This is a genomic window from Psychroflexus montanilacus (assembly GCF_020164535.1).
Classification (GTDB): domain Bacteria; phylum Bacteroidota; class Bacteroidia; order Flavobacteriales; family Flavobacteriaceae; genus Psychroflexus; species Psychroflexus montanilacus.
The window spans coordinates 514838-536492 of the sequence record NZ_JAIQZC010000001.1; the positions used below are offsets into that span (position 1 = coordinate 514838).

Genomic DNA, 21655 nt, shown 5'->3' on the forward strand with positions numbered 1-21655 from the left:
GAGTCTATTTGAATTGATTTAAGAAATTTAAAGCTTCTGAAATAGTATTAAATCCCTGAGTGGGTACTGAGGGATTACTGATATTGACATAAGCTTTATATAATGTTCCTGAATACGCACTCTCCATCACAATAGCCACGGCAAGAGCTTTGAGACACCCGCTTTCGGCTAAGTATTCTCTAGCAGCCTTGCTTGCTGATTTTAATTGTCTGATGTCACAAAGTATGGGATAAGAGATTTCGTTTTGAAAACGAATTCTCGCTTTTACAACGGCCTTAGCTGCTTCGAGATCAATTACAGCATTTGGTTTATAAACAAAATTCAGAATGCCCTCTTCTATCCAGAAGTGTGCATACTTTTCTCCTCTTTTCATGGAATGTGCCCTATTATTGCTACAATTTAAATAAAAAAATAATAACGATTACTTAATATATACATGAAGATATCGTGGCACACCGCATATTTTGGTAGCATTTGAAAGCATTTGACTTTAAAATATACAATTTGACTTCGAGGGCATATTTTTTCTTAAACTTCTGATTATCAGAATCTTTTTATAGTTTCATCTTTATAATTCTTTAAAAGATGGCAAAAATTAAACACAACAATTTACTCGATACAGTGGTATCGGTAATGACCAATGCAAAAGAATCGGGAGCTATACATCTCTACGCAGAAGGAAAGCAAATGAATGGTCGTCAAGTACAAATCAAAGGCAAAAAACTGTTCCACTTTGGGACAACAGGTTATTTAGGGCTTGAACAAGATCAACGATTAAAGCAAGGTGCCATAGAGGCTATACAAAATTATGGAACAGAATTCCCTCTCTCTAAGTCTTATATATCGCATCCCTTGTATGCAGAACTGGAGTCTTTGATGACTGATATATACGGTCACCCGGTAGTCATAACAAAAAACAGTACGCTTGGACATTTCGGGGTCATACCGTCAGTTGTAAACGACGGCGATGGGGTCATCCTGGATCACCAGGTCCATTGGAGTGTGCAAAGTGCAGTTGCGCCTTTAAAATTGCGCTCAGTACCCGTTGAAATGATCCGGCATAACAACTTGGATATGCTTGAGGATAAATTAAAAAAACTTCAATCCAAATGTCATAAGATTTGGTATATGGCCGATGGCATGTATTCTATGTATGGGGACTATGCTCCAATCGAAGAATTAATGATGCTTTGTGATAAATACCCTCAACTCCATATCTATTTTGATGATGTGCATGGCATGAGCTGGAAGGGAAAACACGGTAGCGGCTATGTGATGAGTATCTTAGAAAAATTACCTGATCGGGTGATTTTATTTGGCACTATGAGTAAAACCTTTGGAGCCAGTGGAGCTGTCATGGTTTGTAAGGATAAAAACTTGCAACAACGCGTCAAAAATTTTGGTGGCCCCCTCACCTTCTCCGTTCAACTGGAACCTGGATCGGTAGGGGCTGCAATAGCCTCTGCAAAAATCCATCTTAGCGATGAGATCTATGCGCTGCAAGATGAACTTGCAGAACGCATTTCGTATTTCAATCAGTGTCTTAGCCAAACAGACTTGCCTTTAATCGTCGATAATGATTCCCCCGTCTTTTATATTGGAGCAGGTATGCCAGAAACAGGGTTTAATCTAATGAACAGACTTATGAGATTAGGCTTCTATGTCAATATCGGCTTTTTTCCTGCGGTTCCGGTTAAGAATACGGGAATGCGAATTACCATCTCCAGGCATAATCAAAAAGAGGAAATCAAAGGTCTAGTGGATGCTTTGTCTGAAGAGTTTCCTAAAGCCTTAAAAGAGACAGGCACCACCTTAGAACGCGTACATTTTGCCTTTGGAAAAAGGACAAAACCTACTTACCGATCTAAGGTTCAATCTTCAAAGCTCAACTTACAAAGCTTCTCGTCTATAACTGAAATCGAACCTAAATTATGGAACAGTACAGTCGGAAAAAATGGCTTTTACGATTGGAATGGGTTAAGAGATTTAGAGAAGATCATGAGCGATCAAAAGTATCGAGAGCACAACAATCAATTTTATTATTATGTGGTCAAAGATGAGAACCAAAAATGCGTGTTAGCCACCTTCGTCTCCTTTGGACTTTGGAAAGAAGATATGCTCGCGCCTCCATCGGTATCCTTGGCACTCGAAAAAATCAGAAAAGACAAGCCGTACTACCATACAAGTACCTGTCTTTGCTTAGGCTCAATGATCACCGAAGGAGATCATCTGTATCTACGTCAAGATTCTACTTACTGGAAAGAGGCCTTCAATTTATTCTTAGACCATTTAGAAAAATTAGAAAAGCGCCTAAATGCTCAATATGTCATCCTCAGAGACTTCCCAACCAAAAATGAGTCGGTCAAAACCTTTTTGCAAAAAAAGGGGTTTGTTCACGTGGCAATGCCAGAGTCTGCTGTGTACGTTAATTTTAATTGGAACAGCCAAGAGGAATATGTGGATACCCTTAGCAAGCGATCACGAAAGCATTTTCGAGATGATATCGAAGCTTATAGTGATCTAGTTGAACTCCAGATCCATCAGAAGCTATCAAAAACTGAATTGGACAAAAGCTTTCAACTTTACCAAGCTGTAAAAGCTAATAACATTGGATTAAACACCTTTAGTTATCCTTATGCTTTATTTGACCATATGAATTCATCCCCTCAATGGGAATTTATCTCATTGTATTTAAAAGACACTGAGCGAACATTAGCAGGAGTTATGTTCTGCTACAAAAATTCAAATGCTATCTATGCGCCAGCCATAGTAGGCATGGATTATAATTATGCAAGAACCTACAATGTGTACAGGCAGTTATTATTCCAAACCATACTCAGGGCCAAAGACTTAGACCAGTCCAGAATTGATTTTGGATTAACTGCTGGATTTGAAAAGCGTAAAGTAGGTGCAGAAGTTATTGAGAAATGTGCTTATATACAAGCCCGTGACAATTTTGCACTGGAAGCCTTAGACTGGTTAAGGAAAGATTAGAATAAATACAGATTTTAATAGTGCCCAATTAAAACACCCTATTGAAAAAAGCGCAGCAACGGTATTATTTGTTTTCATTTAAAACGAATCTCATGTTTGAGAAGGCTATGTCGACATTTGGAGAGAAGATCGAAACTATCATTAAGTCAGATAAACCTGATTTAAAGAAAGCTGATGACGGCATCAACTTATGTATAAAGACCTTATCGGCTCTTCAAAAACAAGTTGATAAAGAAGATTTTGAGGATGCTACTTCTGAAATTGATTTTTTTAGAAATATCAAGCCTTTCCCTATGAGTTATCTGATCTATTTCACTGAGGTCAGGTCTTGTGAATTATCACTCCCTAAAGCTGGAAATTCATTCAAAGTCCGGTTTTTAAAAAAGGAGATCAAAAAAATCAACAAGTTTTTTTCGGCCAATAACAGCTTCGTCAACTATATGGAGCAAAACCATAATTATTTAGATCATGAATTTTTCAGCCGGGAAGGAAAACGAGACTTCTCGTTTAGCCCAAGCATTAATTACTATCAAAATCCAGAATTTTCAACAAGTCACGACATGTTATGGGCTAAGATCCAAGCCTTGTATCGTTTTATTCATTACATCAGAGAAAAATTAGAACGGATTCAGCCTGGCAGCAGTAGTAACTTTCGTGAGCGCCAACCTAAATTACTGGTCTGGTCTGGCTCTAAAGTATCGTTGGTAGAAATCATCTACGGACTTTATCAACAAGGCGATATTAACCACGGAACAGTTGACCTAAAAACCATCGTTTCAGCTTTTGAAGATTTCTTTAATATCAAACTTGATAACTACTATAAAACCTACAGTGAAATGAAGGCCAGAAAAGATCCCAGGACTAAATATTTATACCAAATTGCTAGTGATTTAGAAGCCAAAATGCGGCAAGACGATGAAAAATAAGTTACCGTAGTATATCGTAACTACGAAAAACAGTTACTCTTCAAACCCCAACTAGATCTTATCAGCCCAGATCCATTCAAACTCAACAAACATTAGTATTCTCCATCAAATTCAATGAAAAGTTAAATTCTAACGTACTACGTGTGATGTGGTGAAAGATGCCAGTTAAAAAGCATCAATTTTATAGAACAAAAGTTAAACCAGGCTAGACACTATCAATTAGAATGTGTTAGCCATAAAATTTGTTTTATCATGCCAACATCAATTATCACCTCAGACGATCTTCGAGATTTTAAAACAGAACTACTTGAAGAACTCAAGATCCTTCTTACAAAACAAAGTAAGGGACAATTAAAAAAATACCTGAAATCTTCAGAAGTGATGGATTTATTACAGATAAGTCCGGGAACCTTACAAAATTTGAGGATTAATGGGACATTACCCTATACCAAAGTAGGAGGAATTATTTACTATGATGCCACAGAAATTCAAAGCGTTATGGAAGCCAATCGAGTTCATCACGACTTTAATTCTTAAGGCTATGAATTACATAAAGCTTCTCAATGCAGCTTTTGAAAAATTCCACTCTGACGATCGCCTAAATCCTTCCCATATCAGTTTATACATGGCCTTGTTTCAGGAGTGGAACAGCTGTCGTTTTGCAAATGAATTTTACGTCAGTAGACATGAAATCATGAGACTAGCCAAATTAGGTTCAAAATCAACCTATCACAGATGTGTGACCGATTTAGATGCCTGGAGTTACCTCTGGTATTTTCCCTCGAATAATCCTTTCAAAGGCAGTAAGATTAAGATGTCTGTTCTTGATACTAATAGTGGTACAGATATGGGACACTACGATCCCAAACTAGAACTACTTGCGGAACACTACAGTCCCAAAAATGAACCACGACTGGGACACCAGTGTCCCACTACTGGACAAGTAGTGGACCCACACCGTCCCATCAGTGGACAAGCATTGGTATCTAATATAAACAATAACAAACAAGTAAATATTAATAAACAGCCAAAAGGCAGGCAGGCTGTTTTTCTTTTTTTTAAAAAAAATGGATTTGAAATCGATGAAGCAAAAAAATTCTTCAACCATTATGAAGCTAAGCATTGGAAGACCAGTGACGGGGAACCCATTAGAGACTGGCATGGCCTAGCGATTAATTGGATGGATAGAACCGAATTACTTGCAGAAAAAAACGAAACAAACAAAAAGCAAGCGTCCCAAATTGAGGACAACTTACGGACTACTAAACACAAAAATTATGGACAACCCCTCTAAAATAATGGAAGGAGATAAAGAATATTCTCTGGGCGAATTTGACGGGAAACATGTTCGCTATGATTTTGATAAAATTCTCATCTACTTGAACGCAAAAGGCAAACTCCTCTTCGGTGAGAAATTTAAAATTTACAAAGACGACGAGGCTATTCTTATCAAACTCTGTAATTACTTTATCCGTGATAAAACCAATTGTGATAAATACGGCATTGATCCAACTAAAGGGATACTGTTATCGGGTCCAGTAGGCTGTGGTAAAACCAGTTTGATGAAATTAGTACGGTACATTGTTCCATTGCAACGCCCTTATGAAGTCATCCCTTGTCGTAATGTCACATTTGGATTTAATCATTTAGGCTTTAAAACTGTGGAGGACTTCGGTAATTCTAAGCTGTATTGTTTTGATGACTTAGGCGTAGAACCCTCGGGTAGGTTTTATGGAAAAGATTTAAACGTTATGGGTGAAGTCCTTCTGTCGCGCTACGATTTGTATTTAAAATCCAGAAAAAAGATTAAAACACACGCCACAACTAATCTTAATGCAGAAGAACTTGAAGACCGTTATGGTAATCGAGTACGAAGCCGAATGCGAGAGCTGTTCAATTTAATTGCTTTTGATCAAGAAGCCAGGGATAAAAGGAAATGATTAATTATTGTAAAGCTCTTAATAAACTACGCTTTATCCAACTCTTTCAATATCTTATTCCACAATAATTTGATGAGTTTCAACTTTATTGTCATAATACACTTTTAATACATAGACGCCTTTATTTAACCCATTAGTGTCAATCATAGATTTATCATTATAAAATTTCACTGAGCGTACTTCTTTTCCATTTAAATCATAAAGGCCACCACTTAGAGAGGTATAAATTCCATTATTTTTAGATGTGTCTATCGCATTAACATTTAGTAAATCTCTAGAAGGATTAGGGTAAGCAACAAAGTTATATTCTTCTTCTCCAGCAGGTCTTGGTATATGTCCGCCACTACCACCATGACTAACGCTTAATATTCTGGCACCTCCAATCCCACAACTATTTCTGCCCATCACTTGAACATTTCCACTAGTACCAGCATAACCCGTAAAGACTTGAATAGATGAAGATGAACTTGCTCCCGACAATTTTTGCCAGTTTTGTCCAAAGAGATTAAAAACGGGAACGGACTCATAAGGAAATGGAAGCCACCATTCATAAGAAGTAGCCCCAGTGGATCCTCCACTTTGATAGTTTACCAAAGCACCAGTATTTACTGAGGTAGGACCTTCTATTGGATTAGGCATTGCAGGCTTTCCCGTCCAAATTATGAGCGGATTTGATAACACATCACCACATTCATCTGACATCATATTGGCTGTTACAGTAACTTGTCCAGAATAACCCCCAGTTAAAGTTAAAACAGCTATATTAGTTCCCTGACCAGAAGTTACAGAGACACCACTATTGGAAGGTGACACAGTCCATTCCACTGAATCTGCTCCTTCTGGAACACTGAAAGTGGCTGAAGTACAAAGTAGTGATGGTGCAGTTATATTAACTCCTGTACATCCAAAGCCACAATTCTCTAAAACAGGATAATCTGCCGGGGATTGAGCTTCTAGCTCATCTGCTAACCAATTTCCGTTTCTTACCTGAAACGAAATATGTTTATTGTTTGAGTTATCATAATTATTCGGATTATTAGGATCTGTATTATCGTTATCTCTATTGTTAGGTAAATAATCAACAACAAAGGAATCAAAATTGCTAACCAGATTATTGTCTTGGATCATTCCTCCAGAAGTAGTTTTTAGATAATCTATGGGGTCAGGATTATTTCCATTTGTCTTTACAATGTCTAAAGCACTTACCGTAGGTATAAAACCATATTGGCGATGGATAATTTCTATGGGTGGTACTTGACTAGGTAAATCTATTGCAAAATCAAAATCGCATTCTAGTTGACCATTAACATTGAAACATTTATAAGGGTTTACATCAAAATAACCTCCTGCATAAGAATCATAGGGTAATGCTGATGAAGGAGAATCAAATGACCTATTAGTTAAGTCATATTCTATTTTTGGACCTATCCATAACACTCTTTTTTCATACCTAATACGTCCTCTATAAATTTGACCTTGTGTGCCTTGCAATGGCGTTGCGTAAAAATCAAAATTATACCGCCACTTTGAACTGCCCGGTATAGCACCTACAATAGCTAGACCAAAATCGAGTGGTCGTGTAACATTTAAGAGAGGGACACCTATCATGTTGAGTAAATCTCCAAAGAAGTCTGGGTTATCTACATCGTCAATTTTAAAAAGTAAGTCGCCTGGGTTAAAGCCATGGTCTTCTGCACACTCATTACCGTTACTGATGGCTACATTTCGGCTTGCGAGAGGATAACCTACATTGTTTAATTTGGTTTGCCAAACGTCGTAATAATCTTGTGTTTGGGTATGATTCCAAGTTTCTAAAGACCAGTAATTTAATTCCCTTGCGGCAGGTGTGTCTTGTATGCCTAAGCCAGCTAAAGGAGTGCTATAAGGATCTACAGAAGTGTTAGCACCAAGTAAATTGATAAAATCACTCACGCCTTCTGCAAGATTAAAGGCTATGGGTAAAAGCACTTCTCCTGTTGCAAAAGCTAAGGGCGTTTGCACGTATTGTAATTTAACATGTCTGGTAAAATGCTGAATGCTCAATGGTGTATTTGCCCCTTGCATAGGGCTGTCGTGGGCAATGAACAGACGTACATCGTGCGGTGATGTGTCTTCTGGGTTAGCTGGATTAAAGTTAGGGTCGTCTTGCTCCCATTTGGCTAAGGTATAACGGCTGATTACCCCACCCATACTTTGACCAAGGATAACATTGGGTTCTAGACCTGTTTTTTCGTTATTTACCCATTCTATCACTTGTTTAAGGATACGACTGTTGTCTTCCATTGAGGCTGTCCCTTTTATCCAATCGACGTAGATGATGTCGTATTGTTGAGTTTCTCCAATTAATAATTCCTCTAAATTAGCTCCTGCAAAACCCAACTCATTACGAAAACTACTAAAACTTGTATCCCCATCCTCATCGGCTGGGTCGGTGATATGTCCAGAATCAAAGCCTTCTACAATAATTAGTGGTCTGGTAATTTGGCTACTTGTCATTCTGCGTATGCTTAAATCTGCCCCTATATAACTACTGGTAAAAGGGAGACCCTCATCTATACGTACTTTTTGTTGGGAATTAGAAGACCTTGATATAGTATGACTCACAAGGGTATTTGGGTTATTAATTTTGAATTTAGTTTTTGAAATCAATTCTTCTCCATTGGTCAAAATGATCCGAATTGTAAATTCTTGAGGTTTCTTTGCGCTAAAGTTTACAGTAATGTACTGGTCTAAGTTAATGAGCTTCCAGCCTTGGCCATTATCAAAATTGATTTCTATAGTGGCTATTTGACTAGAAATATTACTCAAGAATAAATTGCTTGGCATTATAAAATTTAAAGTATTACTACTGGATTGGTTGGTAGATGGTGCTACCGCCATAGTACGCTTGGTTTTATAAGGGTTTTGCCATACACCATTGATAAATTTATCGTAGTAGCGGTTATTGATGACCCTAATTCTATTCTGGCTCAAGGCAAGGGTGTCCAGGTGTTGGTATTCAAAAAGTAAGCCTGAAAGCACTATGTTATTCTTTTCCATCAGGTTTTTTTGATAGACATGTTGTGCTATATCGTATGCAAATTTTTGATACTGTGGGGTGTGGGTGGTGTCTGTACTGGTTTTTGCCATATACAGAGTTTTGTAGATGTTACCCACCACATTCAAATCTACATAGTTGGTGTCTCGTGCTACACCGTCATAAGCAGTAATATCCGTAAACTCCATAGCATAATCTAATAAATGGCCAGAGCTGACTTTAGATTTGTCTAAATATTGAAAGATGTTGTTGATTTCAGTTTTCCAGTCGGTATCAATTTCTAATTGAGCAAAGATTAAACTAGGAAATAACATTAAGGTAAGTAGGTAAAGTTTTTTCATGGTTATATGATTTTATCTTGATTAATTATTGCGCATAGAAACTATCAAAACGCCCATCGGTAATATTATAAATTACACCATTTTCTTGATTAAGAATTGAAAATTCGAAGACACCAGAAATAATATTATTATTTATATCGAAATTTGTAATTTCTAAAAAACCGTTATTTTGTTCATCTGTGCGATTTAAAAATTCTTCATTACTATTAAATATCACCTTTCCGTAAATTTTACCTTCACCACTTTCAGCTAATTGATTTATGCCCATTTGTATTTCTTTTTGATTGGATTCAATTGAAACTAATTCCGGGAAGCCATCTCCTCTGGCAAAGCCAACTGCAAAATAATATTCACCATCAATAAGTTGATATTGACACTGAACACCACCAAAAGCATAAAAAGGTTCACCATTTACCAAACACCCAAAAGTTCCAGCACCGGTTTGGGTGGCTTCGGGTAGGCAGTCTATGCCTTGGCAGTTGGGTGAGTCGTCGTCGTTGTCGCAGGAACAAATAAAGAGAAGAGAAGAAAGTAAAAAGAGTATAGATATGTTTTTCATAACATTTTAGTTTTATGCTTTTTTTAAAAGTGAGAATTTTTATGTTATTATAAGATTAAGTTTTACAAGGATTTTGCCAATTACCATTGATATATCTATCATAATACTTGTTGTTGATTACGCTAATTTTATTTTGTGATAAGGCATTTTGATTCAACTTTTGGTATTCATAAAGCAAACCTGTAAGTATATAGACACCACTACTATCTTGTGTGGCACTAAAGCGTTCTCTAGCCCAATTATAGGCGTACCTATCGAATAAAGGCGTATGCATTGTATCTGCTACCAATTTACTCATAAACAAGGTTTTATAAATATCACCAACAACATTGATGTTTACATCAGTAGTATCTGTAATTACACCATTATAGGCGGTTACATCGGTAAATTCCATAGCGTAATCTAACAACATTCCAGATGATATCTTGCTTTTGTCAAGATCTTGAAAAATTGGATTAATTGAGTTTTTCCATTGATTGTCAACATTAATTTGAGAAAACAAAACACATGGCAGTAATAGAACTAGGTAAGTAAGATTTTTCATAATTAAATGTATTTGGTTAGAATTATTGTGTAAATATTGCATCGAAACGACCTTCTGTTACTATGTATAAGGTCTGAGTCACCTCGTCGAATATTTCAAATTCAAAAGTGCCTGAAATAATGTTATTTTCATTATTAAAATAATTAATGTCACAAATTCCTGTTCTTTCCATATTCGTTTGAATATTTCTACCCTCTCCAGAAATAAAAAATGCAGCACCTCCATTACCTATTGAATAATCGGATATGATAAAATTTGGAGAGTTAGAAAAGTTAATAGCATTAGACCCTAAATCAAGTTCCACAAGTTTTTTACCTTCAAAATTTGGAGATATGCTAAAAAAATACTCCCCATCTACCAATTGGTAAAAGCAGTTAAAGGCACCAGAATTGTCAACAAAAGGTTCACCATTTACCAAACAACCAAAAGTACCTTCTCCTGTTGTGGTGGCTGGTGGTAGGCAATCAATGCCTTGGCAGTTGGTAGAGTCGTCGTCGCTATCGCAGGAAAGAAATAAGCTCCCTAGTCCAGCCAGGGCGGAGAATAAAAGTAATAGTGTATAAAGTTTCTTTTTCATGACGTAGTGTTTTTTGATTATAATAAGATTGAACAACTTTAATGATCTGTGAATTAATATTATAAATATAGATTTAATAATTCTTTCACAGTTACGGTTTGACCTTACTTTTACTACGGGAAAACCGTACATTTTTAAAGCATCGAAAAACTTTGTTTTCTATTTTGAGTAAGCTCATTTTACTTTTCTATGAACTTTAAAAAAGTAAGTGAATGATTTTATGGGTTGTATTTACGTTTAAGGGTTCCATTGATGTATTTGTGACAATACAAGTTGTAAACGATCCTTATTTTTTTAAAGTCAAGGTGTTTAATTGAATAAAATATTAATTCAAAAAGACAACTGTATCATAAATTGTTCAAAACCTATTAATATTCTGAATTAAAGTCTTGTAAAACTCAATCAATATTGATTTTAAAATTTTAATAATTTCTATTCCTAGTTCTTTCATATAAACCTGAATTTTAATTTTTCTTTAAAGAGAATAAATTTTAAAGCCTCTACCTATATTTAATCCTATCCTTACTAGAAAATGAATCATTTTTGATAGGTCACAACCAAAAAATTGACGTTTTCGAGCTCTTTTTTGATCTTCAAATTATCAATTCTGATCATTCCAACTCCAAAAAGCCATAGAATTTGATGCAAAATACCATCAAATAAATTCAATTAAGCTTAACTATTATTTTTTATTTAAAATATTGGTTTTCAATGTTTTATGTTCAAATATATGTAAATTTCAGAAGCTAAAAAACATCATAACTTTAAACTTTAACGCTATGAAAAATTCAGTTTATTTCTCAATTATTTTGTTGATGCTTTCCCCTGCTCTCTTTGCTCAAATTGGAGGAATTGAAAACTCAGTTCAAGATGTTTCCAATACGATTAGAAATGTGTTTCCTATTCTGCTAGGTATCATTTTTCTGGTAGGATTTCTATTTAATGCAGGACACTTTTTTGGAGAGAATGCGGATTTAAAGAAAGGGATAACCCGCGTACTTGTTTTTGTCCTCATTGCTGGAGCTGTTGTTGGCATTTTCACCTACCTAGTAACAATAGTCGTCTAATGAAGAAATATAAAGTATATAAAAACATCAGAAAAAAAGCAGTCATTTTTGGTTTGCCTTTATCCCTATTTGCTTTAATGATGATTTCCATCATTGCATCCTTACTGATAATCATCTTCTCATTTAGTTTAGGCATCCTAAGCGGTGTCCTGCTTATGAACACTACTTTATATGTTGTATTAACTAAAATAGCTCACAAACCTCAGCTATTACATCTAGGAAAGGCTTTTCCAAAAACAATAAGCAACAAAAGAAACTCCAACTTAAGTTATGAATAAGATTAATTTATCAGCAGCTCACCCAATAATTGACATCCAGGACAATATTGTCTTTGCCAACAATGGTAATATAGTACTCTGCTATAAAGGACATCTTCCGGAAGTGTATTCTCTATCTGAAAAAGACTTCGAGGATATTCACGGATCCTGGTTTCAAGCCTTTAAATCTTTACCGGTTAGAACGGTTATCCATAAACAAGATGTTTATCAAAAAACATCCTTTTCGTCGGATCAACTTCCGCATCAGACTTTTTTAGAGAAAGCTACACGAGACTACTTTAGAGGAAGAGACTATATCGATCATCAGTGTTATTTGTTTTTCATAGTCACAAAAAACAAAACGCTCAATAACCCTAAATATGTCAACCCCCTTTGCAAAGTCTCAAATAATCAAGTTATAGAGCTAGAAAGCAACTTGAAGAGTTTTATCAATTCTGTCAATGACTCCATTTCATTTATCAACAACAGTCGAAAATTAAATTTTACCGCTCTTAAAGAGGAGCAGATTCTAGAATTGACAAACACCTATTTTAATGGTTTCAATGAAGGTTTTGACACTGACATTATACTTGATAATAACCACGTGACTATAGGAGAAAATTATTTTGATGCCCTGGCGATCAACAGCGAACTGTGCTTTGGCGAAAGTGTACAAAGTAGCAAGCCTAATGAAAAATTCACCTCAGATGATTTTATATTTCATCAAGGCTATGTTGATGGCTTAGGGCTTACGCTTAATGAGAACCATATTGTGAATCAAATACTATACTTGGACGATAAGCATAAGTGGCGCAAGCTGCTTGACAAAAAAGTAGAAGAGCTGCATAAAAGCTCCAATTTTGGATCACATAATAAAATAGTTCTTGAAAAGATTCAACACATTTTGGATCAAATCAATGCAGATGATAATGCCCGAATTATAAGAGGACATTTCAACATCATTTTCTGGGATAAAAGCCCTGAGGATCTCAATCGAATAAGTTCAAAAATTAAAACAGAATTCAAAGACTTGGACATTATCCCCTATTACCCCAGAGGCAAAGAAAGAAAAAATTACATCCTGAACAGTTACTTCTGTTTTTCATCTAATTTTTCTAATGATGATGTATACGTAACAGATTTAAAGCATGCTCTATGTCTGTATATCAATAATAGCAATTATAGATCTGATAAAACAGGAATCATCTTCAATGACAGAGAATACAACATTCCTGTCTTAAAAGACGTCTGGGATGAGCATAAAAAAAGAATCAAGGCCAGGAATTTTGCCATTTTCGCGCCAACAGGTGAAGGGAAATCCTTTTTAGCCAATAATATCCTTCGGCAGTATTTCGAGAGTGGAGTGCGTCTGGTTATTATTGATTTAGGGGGATCTTATACCAAATTTGCTAAATTATATCCTGAGCAGTACACTGTGCTTCGCTACGAAAGCGGAAAAAATCTGGGGATCAATCCGTTCTACATCAATGAAGCAAAGGATCTCACTCCGGAGCGTTTAGAGGAATTATCCGTTTTCCTCTTTGAACTGTTTGCTTCTGATTTAAAAGTAACCAAAGCAGAATCGGTTTCGATCAAAAAGATTTTACGTCATTATTACGAAAATACGGCGGACAATCACTCCTTAGACGGGTTTTATCGATTTATAGATCAACACAGGAAAGACCTTCTAAGTAGGCTCAACATCCATCCAGATTATTTCAATATCACCAGCTTTTTACACGTCATGTCAGAGTACGTGGGAGATGGCATATATAGTTTTTTGTTTGAAGTCAGCGAAGATCAAACCTATAAAATAGAAGATAAGCGATTAATTGTTTTTGAGTTGGACGAAGTCAAAGACAACAAAGAGATATTATCCGTGATGCTTAAGCTTATCAAGACAGCCATACAAAGGACCATATGGAAAAATAGAGCTGAAAAAGGCATTATTTTATTTGATGAATTTGCCAAACAGCTCAAATTTGAAAACGTATTAGAAAGCGTTGAATTTTACTACCAAGCCATACGAAAGCAAAATGGAGCCATAGGCATCATTCTACAGTCCATCAATCAACTTCCTAACAATTCTACTTCATCGAGCATACTTGAAAACACACAAGTCATTTATAGTCTGAACAATGAAAAAGGCTATGAAGAATTAGTCAAACGACTTCATTTAACCAGTCACGATTTGAACCAATTGAAATCGATAAAAAACCAGCTTTCTGGGAAAAGAAAGTATACGGAAATGTTCATCAAAATCGGTAAAGAAAGCAATGTATTTCGTCTTGAAGTCCCCAAAGAGGTATATGCTGCATACTTAACCGATGGACAAGAAAACGAAGAAATCATGAAGCTTTACGAAAAGACAAATGATATGGAGCAAGCCATAAAAGTATTCACTTCTAAACTATAATCTCATGAAATCAAAACTCCTAATTATCGCCATCGCCTTCTTTTTTTTAATGCCAGAAAAAGGAGCCGCTCAAGGAATGCCCGTCTATGATAACACCAACTTTGTCAGTTTAGTAAAGTCGCTAGTAGAATCTGCCAAGCAAACGACACAACTCGTTAAAACAGTCAAATTTTTAAAGCAACAAAAAGAAAACTTGGAGAAAGTCAATACGGTAGTCAGACAATTAAGAGCTGTAAGAGAAATTGGACAAAACAATCAGCGTCTCATAAATGTGATGCAAGGCGATCTGCAAGACATCTTAAGTTCACCGTACATCAAGCCCGAAGAAATCAATAGGGTCACAAATTCATTCAACAGCATCATAGACAATTCTCTGGAGACTATGGATTTTATAGATCAAGTATTGTCTAGTGATTTCTTAAAAATGAGTGATGCAGAACGGGCACGAGTCTTAAAACAAAAAGAATTAGAGTCTGTCGAAATGGTGTCGAACATCACCTTAAAAACGAAACGTTACCGAGATATTATTTCCTTTCGGAAAATGCAGGATAAAATCAATAACAGAGAAACCGCCTATTAAAATGACTGCTGCAATATTTTTAGGGATTGGTTTAGAATATGTTGATGCTGTTTTTCAGACCATTAAAGACAGTGATTTCTCACAATACACGATTGGAGGAATGAAAGCCCTTGCTGTTCTCTTTTTCCTCATCAATATTCTTAAAAAATACAATGAAGGTGTCACTGAAAAAGAAGGGTATACTTGGGGTTTAAGCCCAACAGAACTGGTTAAAAACTTTGCTGTTGTGATTTTAGTTATTTTCTCCACGCAGGTGCTGGGATTTTTCGATAGCATCCTTGTATCCATTGAAGCCCAATTTCGGGATACTGCTCCAGCATTGCTCCCACTCCAGATGCAGGAGATTCCAATTGAAGAAGATGTCAACTTGATAGATGCCGCCAAAAACGCGATGACACTATTATATGAAGCTCTAGTCACTCCTTTATACGGGTTTAAAATAGTAGCATTTGTAGGAGGCATCTTGTTATGGATTCTTGATTTATTCATTTACCCTCTTTTTTTAGCAGAACGCTTTTTTCTTTTAGGCATCATGCAAACCTTTTTTCCGCTGGTACTCAGCCTGGCTGTATTTGAAAAATTCAGATCCTTGGGCTATACCTTTTTTAAGTTATATGCAGCGGTTTACATGTTAGTGCCCGCCTTTTTCCTGGTCAATGTATTTGTCAATGCACTCTATACTGAGATCAATACAAATTTTTGGTCAAATCTATTCGGAACTGATGTCGGGCAAGGTTTTTTTGCTCCTGTAGTTCAATTAGGTTCGGTAGGCTTTATTGTTTTTCTAAAGTTCAAACTCTACCTAAGAGCTACTTCATTCACCCTTAGGCTATTCACCAATTAATCCTATCAAGCATGAAAGTTTCTTATAAAGATATTTATACCGTCTTAAAAACGAATCGATTCATAGTCATAGCTGTCGTTGCTTTTGCGTTTATATCAAGTTCATTTTCACTTTACACAGCATTTTCAATTCACAAAAGCGCAATGAACAATGCTTTTGCAATCAACACAGACGGAAGCATTATTCCCTTAAAATTAGTCGCTCAAAAGGAAAATTTTAAAGTGGAAGCCTTGGCGCATCTTGAGCTTTTTCATAGGTACTTCTATAATATAAATGCAAGCAATTACGAGAAAAATTTAGGGAAGGCGCTTTGGTTAGGCAATAGTTCTGTAGACAACCTTTACCGTCAAAAAAAAGCAAATGGAGTTTATAATCGGCTATTGCAATTTTCCTTAGTTCAAGAAGTCATGAGCATCAACTCCAAAATAGAAGAACAAAACGATGACTATACGTTTCAGACAACCACAGTATTTGAGATCAATCGCGGCTCTACGATAGATCGTTATGAGTTAGTATCTACTGGCCGGCTAAAGAAGATAGATCGAAATTTTCCAAATAATCCACACGGTTTATTGATTACCGATTATTTCGAAAAATCTCTGAAAAGGATTCAACCATAAAACAATATAAATCAAGATAACCTATCAAAATCAACGCTTATGAAAATAGAAAAAAACAAAATCGTATTTACAGCCGTCCTAATGACAGTTGTCATTTTCATCATCTCCTACTCTATCATGGTCATGGGTGATGATGAATCTCAGGATCTAAATCTTAAGGAAACCGCTGTCCCTGAATTGAAAGAAGAACAAAAAAAATACGATTCCAAACTAGAGGCCATCAATGACATAAAAGAGGAACGTGAAAGTGACGCTCCTAGTGTGTATGATGAAAAGCTAATCGACTCTCTTGGGTTTTATAATTCAGATTTGGCTAATCTTCAAAAAGATCGACTCCTGGATAGCATTTCTAATGCTGAGGAGAATAGATATTCTAGAATCAACTATCAGAATTTAGGAGATCGGAGAGTTGATAATTCCACTCAAATTGATTCTGTAGAACTTAAAGAAGAACTCAAAATAGCAGGTAAAGAAATGGGATTGGAACACCAATTATTTTTTGCATCAGATCCTAAAAATAATGAGTTTGAGCTATCTGGAAGTATGGATGATATCCTTCATGCGGTTGTCGACGGTGACCAGGTGGTTAAAGCTGATTCACGATTACGAATGCGTCTGACTAAGGCTGTAACACTACATAATGAATACATCCCTAGAAACACTCCTGTTTATGGATTTGTAAAATTTCAGCCGAATAGAGTCATGATTGATATTCATAGTATCAAGAATCATCCTGTGGAACTTAAGGCCTTTGATCTTGAGGACGGAAGTGAAGGAGTCTATGTAGAAAACAATTTTAGAGCTCAAGTGTCGACTGAAGTTATCGGAGATATGGTAGATGATATCAATATTGCTGGTATGCCACAAGTCAGTGGGTTTAAAAACATATTTCAGCGCAATAACCGAAACGTGAAAGTTACCGTACTCAACAATTACCAGGTCATTCTAAAACCTTAATTATAAATCACACTAACACTTAAAATCCACACCTATGAAAACGAATATGATCACTTCAGTACTATTTATACTTTTCATCTTACTAACAAAGCATAGCACATCACAGACTGATTATCAGACAGAAAAAGTGCTTGATACCATTTATGCCAATGATACCAAAAATGTTACTCTGTTTTTTCCTGATCCCATCCGGCAGGGAATAACAGGATCCGAAAACTTTGTCTTTACCTATAATCGCGAAAAGGGTCAATACTTTGGACTACTACAAGCAAAGCCAGGAAAGGAAAGTAACCTCTTGGTTGTCAGCAGAAATGGCGCTGTGTTTTCCTACATTATTAGATATAAAAAAGACCTTAACCAACTCAATTACTTTATTCTAGCATCTAGCAGTATCGGTCATGAGACGTCCACAGTCCTAAGCAGGATTGCTAAAGCAAAGGAAAAAGACCGATTAAACAATCGAACTTATTACTATAAGAATTTCTGCTCCTATTTGATCAAAAGAAATCAACGAATAGGTCGAATCAGAAAACGAAAACAAGATATTGTTTTGAAGGTTGAGAATATCGTTTTTGATCAGGAAGAGCTTTATTTTGTAGTTGAAATTAAAAACAAATCCAGCTTGGATTATGATTTAAATTTCCTGAGATTTTCTGTGGAAACCAGAAAAAAAGGAAAAAAGAAGTCCTTACAAGACTTGTATAAAGAGCCAGTTTTCAAATATAATTTACCGTCAAAAGTAAAGGCCCATGAAACCGTCAAGTTGATCTACGTCCTTCCTAAATTCTCACTTGGAAAGGATCGCAGAGCCGTTTTAGAACTCAACGAACGCAATGGCGAGAGGAATTTGAAAGTCAACATATCACATCGATTTATCAATAACCCGAATTAGAATATCGAGAACAGTTTGTCTTTAATTTTGACATGATATAAATGTGATTGACTTTGAGAGAAATCCTTTGTATTTAGCGTAAAACTAACTTAGCGAAAGAGACAAAAGCCCTTTTCAGGGCTTTTGTCTCTTTTTAAATAAGTTCTTTAAATTCTCGTTTTATAGACCTAGTTACTTTTTGTGGAATGTCTAACTGGCTGGTCATTTCATCCCAACTTTGTGTTGCTTTTTGCACATCGCTGATAATGGCTTTGGGATTTTTGATGGCATAGGCTTCGGCTATGGTCAGCACATCTTCCAGGGTGATGTCTGCTCTCTTATTGTTGATCGATAAGGCTCTGGAAATATTGGTGTAATTGGCGTTAATATTTAGTGGATACGTAATGTCGTAAGCCGGCGATAAAGACCAGGTATTCGTTTGTTTATCGTAAATAAATGAATGGTTTTTCAAATGGTCATCTATGTTATAATAGATCACATTGAACACCATACGCCTGAACAGCTCGATAATATCTTTATGTGGTACTTTCATATCTAAAGCTAGCCTAAATACATTTTCATAGGTACTGTTCTCTGGCTTTTTAAAATCCCAGCCAGTCAGGCCAGATACGGTAAGTACATGACGTTTTTCTCCATTTTGTCTATCGTAACGTAAGGTGGCGAAGTGTTTATTATCTATCAACTTGGAGGGCATCATGTTTATCCCTACTTCCTGAGCCATGAGGTAATAAGCGTACTCTATTTTTTCTCTGTTGTAGCCCCAGTCTTCATTCATAGACAACTTGACCAGGTAATGATTATATGCCTGAGAATACTCTATATCTCCAGGAATTATTTTCCCCGTTTCTTTATGCTCTGAAATCAATATTTTGGGACGTGCTCCCCCGGCCGAAGTTCCTATTTTGAAAATATTTAGCAAGGCAGCATCATTTAAAGCCTCTGCAGTCGTATCATTTTTTACATCCAACACTTTTTTTAGTACCTCCACGATCTCATCGATATGAATCGTTGATGTTTTTGGGATTTTTGCGGAAGGTTGGTATTCGATCGCCCCCATCCCCCTATTGGCTACATAAGTTAGCTGTTCCAGTGGAGTAATTTTCCTCAACGCTTTATTTTTGGCTTCAAACCACTCTTTAAAAATAATATTTCCAAACATGTCCGGCAGAGAGTCTGCAATCATTGGCGGTAATCCTCTGAAGGTTTCTCCTTCAAACTGATGGAATACCTGAACCGGTTTTATTCGTTTAACTATGTAAGGGAATATATCAGCGTATTGACCAGACTCCAAATAGGCCGGGTTGTATTGAAAATAAGAGACCTGTTTATCGATATCGTAACCGACTTTACCTATTTCCTGACCAAACAATATGACTTCTAAGATTTTATTTTTAGCCATCTTAATACAATGAATTTATGTCGTTATTCTGTTCCAGGTCTTTAAGGGCCTGGTATAAATTCCCTAACAAATCGAAGTGGTTCGCGATTTTTAAGACAGTATCTAAGGTTGCATTTTTACCATTTTCGAATTTCTGTATGGTATATCTTGATAATTTCAACGCCTCAGCCAAGTCTTGCTGAGACATGTCGTAGCTTTGTCTTTTCTGCTTACAAAGCTCCCCAAGCTGTAGTTTCACCTCCTTTATAGTCACTGCGTCTATCATCCTTATGTTTATTATAATACACAAATATAAGGATTAAGCTTAAAGTGTTTATTATAATACACAATTTTGTTTCATTATCAAATCAACTAAATTAAAATTTTTCGTTTTTATAAACCGCACTTCTCAATATCAAAAACAGGTATAATGATTTGCTGTAGGTTAATTTATGAAGCTTCCAAAATAGCCATTAATCTGTGATTGAGATAAAGTTTTTCTTTACCCACCTTTTCAGAAATCAAAAATCCAGTATTTTCTAATTCCATGAGGTAAATCCCTACAGTTTTTGGTGTACCTAATTTGGCATCGACTAAAAACTTTCTTTTGGTGTATGGTAATCGAAAGAGTATTTCAACAAGTTCTTTAGAATATACCTTTGGTAATTTTTCTTTAATCTCTGCAGCCATTTCCTGCATTAACCTAGTGATATCTTTCAAGCGTTCTAATCCTTTATTAGCTGTATACTCTACCATTTCAAGCATATAAAGTATCCACCCTTCCCAATCTTTGTTTTCGGTAACCTTTCGTAATTTGATATAATAGTCTGCTTTGTTCCTGATAATATAATCACTTAAATAAATAGCAGGTGAGTCTAGCAATTTCTCGAGTTTCAAATAAAGTAATAATAAAATACGTCCAGTCCTGCCATTGCCATCACTAAAAGGATGTATGGCTTCAAATTGATAGTGCATAATAGCCATTTTGATCAATGGATCCATATCATCTTCACCGTTTACAAAAGTCTCAAGATTGGCTAATTTTTCTCTAATAATGGCTTCACCTGTCGGAGGGGTATAAATAATTTCTCCTTTGGTATTTTTTAAGGACGTACCAGGAGTTGTTCTAATGCCTGCCGTATTTTTTTTAATACTTTGTACAATTTCAATACATAAATTGGTTGAAATAAAAGGTCGGTTTTCAATGAGTTGTAATCCGTTCCAAAGCGCTTCTTTATAACTGATGACTTCTTTAGTTGCAGGATTCTCAAATTTTTTATCGGCAACCAAGCTTTTATATAAATCATCATTGGTTGTAATGATATTCTCTATTTCAGAACTTGCTTTTGCTTCCTGTAAATGAATCGTATCTAAAAACAATGTGGGGTTTGGCAAGTTAGTCAACATACCATTAAGCTGGGCTAGAGCTCTACTGGCTTCAATAGTTTTACGCAATACTCTAGTGGTTTCTAAAATCGCTTTAGGAGGTAACAGGGGTAAGTTATTATAGGGTGTGCTTTTATTAAAATCTTTCATTTGCAACAAGGGTAATGATTACTCACGTGATCTAAACGAGGGTAAATATATATAAATTTTACCTTTGTTTAAAATTCAGTAGTAAAATTTACCCTCGTTATTTTTCACCTCTATTTCTGAAGTAATTAAATTGAAAACTATAAAAACATAAAACAGATCCTTTAAACGGCTAGAACTATTCTTAAAAATT

At 35.8% G+C, this 21655-nt stretch carries 21 protein-coding genes; 13 read left to right on the forward strand and 8 right to left on the reverse strand.

Going from position 1 to position 21655, the window contains the following annotated elements:
- Nucleotides 1-4: 4 nt before the first annotated feature.
- On the reverse strand, nt 5-373 hold the full coding sequence (locus LB454_RS02435; protein ID WP_019038338.1) for a DUF7793 family protein: 369 nt from the start codon (nt 371-373) through the stop codon (nt 5-7).
- 212 nt (nt 374-585) lie between these two features.
- Between LB454_RS02435 and LB454_RS02440 the strand changes: the two genes are divergently transcribed.
- The 5 genes from LB454_RS02440 to LB454_RS02460 all read left to right on the forward strand — a co-directional run bounded on the left by LB454_RS02440 (nt 586) and on the right by LB454_RS02460 (nt 5860).
- Complete coding sequence (locus tag LB454_RS02440; protein ID WP_224462751.1) at nt 586-2994, forward strand: aminotransferase class I/II-fold pyridoxal phosphate-dependent enzyme; 2409 nt, start codon at nt 586-588, stop codon at nt 2992-2994.
- A gap of 92 nt (nt 2995-3086) precedes the next feature.
- Nucleotides 3087-3920 carry an RteC domain-containing protein gene (locus LB454_RS02445; RefSeq protein WP_224462753.1) on the forward strand — a complete coding sequence of 278 codons (834 nt, stop codon included), beginning with the start codon at nt 3087-3089 and terminating at the stop codon, nt 3918-3920.
- Nucleotides 3921-4172: 252 nt separating this feature from the next.
- Nucleotides 4173-4457 (forward strand): helix-turn-helix domain-containing protein, encoded by a 285-nt coding sequence (locus LB454_RS02450; protein ID WP_019038335.1) that lies wholly within the window; start codon nt 4173-4175, stop codon nt 4455-4457.
- A 4-nt stretch (nt 4458-4461) separates the two neighbouring features.
- Nucleotides 4462-5214, forward strand: coding sequence for a hypothetical protein (locus LB454_RS02455; protein WP_224462755.1), 753 nt, complete (start codon nt 4462-4464; stop codon nt 5212-5214).
- Nucleotides 5198-5860, forward strand: a complete 663-nt coding sequence (locus LB454_RS02460) for a P-loop NTPase family protein (protein ID WP_224462758.1) — start codon at nt 5198-5200, stop codon at nt 5858-5860. Before LB454_RS02455 ends, LB454_RS02460 begins: the two co-directional genes overlap by 17 nt.
- A gap of 54 nt (nt 5861-5914) precedes the next feature.
- Here LB454_RS02460 and LB454_RS02465 read toward each other — a convergent pair whose 3' ends face one another.
- The 4 genes from LB454_RS02465 to LB454_RS02480 all read right to left on the reverse strand — a co-directional run bounded on the left by LB454_RS02465 (nt 5915) and on the right by LB454_RS02480 (nt 10918).
- A complete protein-coding gene (locus tag LB454_RS02465; RefSeq protein ID WP_224462760.1) occupies nt 5915-9238 on the reverse strand; it encodes a T9SS type A sorting domain-containing protein in 3324 nt (1107 codons plus the stop codon).
- 25 nt (nt 9239-9263) lie between these two features.
- Nucleotides 9264-9797: a hypothetical protein gene (locus LB454_RS02470; protein ID WP_224462762.1), complete on the reverse strand. Its 534-nt coding sequence runs from the start codon at nt 9795-9797 to the stop codon at nt 9264-9266.
- A gap of 55 nt (nt 9798-9852) precedes the next feature.
- The gene (locus tag LB454_RS02475) at nt 9853-10209 is read right to left on the reverse strand and encodes a hypothetical protein (RefSeq protein ID WP_224462765.1); all 357 of its coding nucleotides are present in this window, start codon (nt 10207-10209) and stop codon (nt 9853-9855) included.
- A gap of 154 nt (nt 10210-10363) precedes the next feature.
- On the reverse strand, nt 10364-10918 hold the full coding sequence (locus LB454_RS02480; protein WP_224462767.1) for a hypothetical protein: 555 nt from the start codon (nt 10916-10918) through the stop codon (nt 10364-10366).
- 779 nt (nt 10919-11697) lie between these two features.
- Here LB454_RS02480 and LB454_RS02485 point away from each other — a divergent pair.
- The 8 genes from LB454_RS02485 to LB454_RS02520 are packed head-to-tail and all read left to right on the forward strand — an operon-like array spanning nt 11698 to nt 18551.
- Nucleotides 11698-11985: a hypothetical protein gene (locus LB454_RS02485; RefSeq protein WP_224462769.1), complete on the forward strand. Its 288-nt coding sequence runs from the start codon at nt 11698-11700 to the stop codon at nt 11983-11985.
- Nucleotides 11985-12263, forward strand: coding sequence for a hypothetical protein (locus tag LB454_RS02490; protein ID WP_224462771.1), 279 nt, complete (start codon nt 11985-11987; stop codon nt 12261-12263). Before LB454_RS02485 ends, LB454_RS02490 begins: the two co-directional genes overlap by 1 nt.
- The gene (locus LB454_RS02495) at nt 12256-14658 is read left to right on the forward strand and encodes a TraG family conjugative transposon ATPase (protein WP_224462774.1); all 2403 of its coding nucleotides are present in this window, start codon (nt 12256-12258) and stop codon (nt 14656-14658) included. The genes LB454_RS02490 and LB454_RS02495 overlap by 8 nt, the downstream gene beginning before the upstream one ends.
- 4 nt (nt 14659-14662) lie before the next feature.
- The gene (locus tag LB454_RS02500; protein WP_224462776.1) at nt 14663-15238 is read left to right on the forward strand and encodes a type IV secretion system protein; all 576 of its coding nucleotides are present in this window, start codon (nt 14663-14665) and stop codon (nt 15236-15238) included.
- A gap of 1 nt (nt 15239) precedes the next feature.
- Complete coding sequence (locus LB454_RS02505) at nt 15240-16082, forward strand: hypothetical protein (protein ID WP_224462779.1); 843 nt, start codon at nt 15240-15242, stop codon at nt 16080-16082.
- A gap of 11 nt (nt 16083-16093) precedes the next feature.
- The gene (locus LB454_RS02510; protein ID WP_224462781.1) at nt 16094-16702 is read left to right on the forward strand and encodes a conjugal transfer protein TraK; all 609 of its coding nucleotides are present in this window, start codon (nt 16094-16096) and stop codon (nt 16700-16702) included.
- 39 nt (nt 16703-16741) lie between these two features.
- Nucleotides 16742-17659, forward strand: a complete 918-nt coding sequence (traM, locus tag LB454_RS02515; protein ID WP_224462784.1) for a conjugative transposon protein TraM — start codon at nt 16742-16744, stop codon at nt 17657-17659.
- Nucleotides 17660-17693: 34 nt separating this feature from the next.
- On the forward strand, nt 17694-18551 hold the full coding sequence (locus LB454_RS02520; protein ID WP_224462786.1) for a DUF4138 domain-containing protein: 858 nt from the start codon (nt 17694-17696) through the stop codon (nt 18549-18551).
- Nucleotides 18552-18684: 133 nt separating this feature from the next.
- Here the strand turns inward: LB454_RS02520 and LB454_RS02525 are convergent, their stop codons facing one another.
- The 3 genes from LB454_RS02525 to LB454_RS02535 form a co-directional block, all read right to left on the reverse strand.
- A complete protein-coding gene (locus LB454_RS02525; RefSeq protein WP_224462788.1) occupies nt 18685-19950 on the reverse strand; it encodes a type II toxin-antitoxin system HipA family toxin in 1266 nt (421 codons plus the stop codon).
- Between the two features lies 1 nt (nt 19951).
- Nucleotides 19952-20215 (reverse strand): helix-turn-helix domain-containing protein, encoded by a 264-nt coding sequence (locus tag LB454_RS02530; RefSeq protein ID WP_224462790.1) that lies wholly within the window; start codon nt 20213-20215, stop codon nt 19952-19954.
- A 164-nt stretch (nt 20216-20379) separates the two neighbouring features.
- Entirely contained in the window at nt 20380-21465 is a 1086-nt protein-coding gene (locus LB454_RS02535; protein WP_224462793.1) for a Fic family protein, read from the reverse strand.
- Between the last annotated feature and the right edge of the window lie 190 nt (nt 21466-21655).

Coding starts and splice junctions, on each gene's coding strand:
- LB454_RS02455 (WP_224462755.1), top strand. CDS start 4,462: ATGAATTACATAAAGCTTCTCAATGCAGCTTTTGAAAAATTCCACTCT.
- LB454_RS02490 (WP_224462771.1), top strand. CDS start 11,985: ATGAAGAAATATAAAGTATATAAAAACATCAGAAAAAAAGCAGTCATT.
- LB454_RS02535 (WP_224462793.1), bottom strand. CDS start 21,465: ATGAAAGATTTTAATAAAAGCACACCCTATAATAACTTACCCCTGTTA.
- LB454_RS02510 (WP_224462781.1), top strand. CDS start 16,094: ATGAAAGTTTCTTATAAAGATATTTATACCGTCTTAAAAACGAATCGA.
- LB454_RS02445 (WP_224462753.1), top strand. CDS start 3,087: ATGTTTGAGAAGGCTATGTCGACATTTGGAGAGAAGATCGAAACTATC.
- LB454_RS02525 (WP_224462788.1), bottom strand. CDS start 19,950: ATGGCTAAAAATAAAATCTTAGAAGTCATATTGTTTGGTCAGGAAATA.
- LB454_RS02520 (WP_224462786.1), top strand. CDS start 17,694: ATGAAAACGAATATGATCACTTCAGTACTATTTATACTTTTCATCTTA.
- LB454_RS02500 (WP_224462776.1), top strand. CDS start 14,663: ATGAAATCAAAACTCCTAATTATCGCCATCGCCTTCTTTTTTTTAATG.
- LB454_RS02450 (WP_019038335.1), top strand. CDS start 4,173: ATGCCAACATCAATTATCACCTCAGACGATCTTCGAGATTTTAAAACA.
- LB454_RS02440 (WP_224462751.1), top strand. CDS start 586: ATGGCAAAAATTAAACACAACAATTTACTCGATACAGTGGTATCGGTA.
- LB454_RS02505 (WP_224462779.1), top strand. CDS start 15,240: ATGACTGCTGCAATATTTTTAGGGATTGGTTTAGAATATGTTGATGCT.
- LB454_RS02530 (WP_224462790.1), bottom strand. CDS start 20,215: ATGATAGACGCAGTGACTATAAAGGAGGTGAAACTACAGCTTGGGGAG.
- LB454_RS02435 (WP_019038338.1), bottom strand. CDS start 373: ATGAAAAGAGGAGAAAAGTATGCACACTTCTGGATAGAAGAGGGCATT.
- LB454_RS02495 (WP_224462774.1), top strand. CDS start 12,256: ATGAATAAGATTAATTTATCAGCAGCTCACCCAATAATTGACATCCAG.
- LB454_RS02480 (WP_224462767.1), bottom strand. CDS start 10,918: ATGAAAAAGAAACTTTATACACTATTACTTTTATTCTCCGCCCTGGCT.
- LB454_RS02470 (WP_224462762.1), bottom strand. CDS start 9,797: ATGAAAAACATATCTATACTCTTTTTACTTTCTTCTCTTCTCTTTATT.
- traM (WP_224462784.1), top strand. CDS start 16,742: ATGAAAATAGAAAAAAACAAAATCGTATTTACAGCCGTCCTAATGACA.
- LB454_RS02475 (WP_224462765.1), bottom strand. CDS start 10,209: ATGTTGTTAGATTACGCTATGGAATTTACCGATGTAACCGCCTATAAT.
- LB454_RS02485 (WP_224462769.1), top strand. CDS start 11,698: ATGAAAAATTCAGTTTATTTCTCAATTATTTTGTTGATGCTTTCCCCT.
- LB454_RS02460 (WP_224462758.1), top strand. CDS start 5,198: ATGGACAACCCCTCTAAAATAATGGAAGGAGATAAAGAATATTCTCTG.
- LB454_RS02465 (WP_224462760.1), bottom strand. CDS start 9,238: ATGAAAAAACTTTACCTACTTACCTTAATGTTATTTCCTAGTTTAATC.